1 protein-coding gene and 2 tRNA genes are annotated in these 659 nt (G+C 76.9%); 1 reads left to right on the plus strand and 2 read right to left on the minus strand.

Annotated features, from left to right (window positions below; all coding sequences use genetic code 11):
- Window positions 1–192 (minus strand): hypothetical protein (locus N866_RS18230; protein ID WP_034229400.1); only part of this gene is annotated, 192 nt, incomplete at its 3' end.
- A gap of 130 nt (window positions 193–322) precedes the next feature.
- Window positions 323–393, minus strand: a tRNA-Gly gene (locus N866_RS18235).
- A gap of 138 nt (window positions 394–531) precedes the next feature.
- Here N866_RS18235 and N866_RS18240 point away from each other — a divergent pair.
- Window positions 532–605, plus strand: a tRNA-Pro gene (locus N866_RS18240).
- The last annotated feature ends 54 nt before the right edge of the window (window positions 606–659 follow it).

A 659-nucleotide genomic window follows, 5' to 3' on the forward strand; every position in this document is an offset into this window, starting at 1 on the left:
CGCGGGCTCGACGACGCCCGGTGCGACGACGTCGGCCTGGACGAGGGCCGCGACGAGGAGGGCGGTGCCCGCAGCCCCAGCGAGGAGGACCCCGGGGGGCCGCGGTGCGCGTCCGGAGTGGTGCCGGGCGGGCGCGTCGTCGGGAAGCCGGTGGCGCGCCCGGTGCCGGGGTCCGGTCCGGTCGCTCGCCATGGGCCGACCCTAGGCAGTCCCGGGCCGGTCGGCGCGGCGGAGGGCCGGGACGCGCGGTCGGACCACGCGTCCGGACCACGACTCCGACCAGCGTCCGGACCGGCGCCGACGGGCCGTCATGAGCACAGGGAGCGGGCGACGGGAATCGAACCCGCGTAGCCAGTTTGGAAGACTGGGGCTCTACCATTGAGCTACGCCCGCGCGTGCCGGTCGGCGTGACGCCCCCGGCAGCGCGCCCAGGCTAGCCGGATCGCCGCGCAGGGCGAAGTCGGGGCCCGTCACCCCGCCCACCGCGGGGGCCCACCAGGTGGGCGTGCGCCCCGCTACGCTCGGGCCGCACGGGATGTGGCGCAGGTTGGTAGCGCGTCCGCTTTGGGAGCGGAAGGTCGTCGGTTCGAATCCGTCCATCCCGACCCTGCTCCGGCCGCTCGCGGTCGTGCTTCGTCCCGCCGTCGTCCCGCCGTCGT

This window comes from Actinotalea ferrariae CF5-4, from assembly GCF_000603945.1.
GTDB lineage: Bacteria > Actinomycetota > Actinomycetes > Actinomycetales > Cellulomonadaceae > Actinotalea > Actinotalea ferrariae.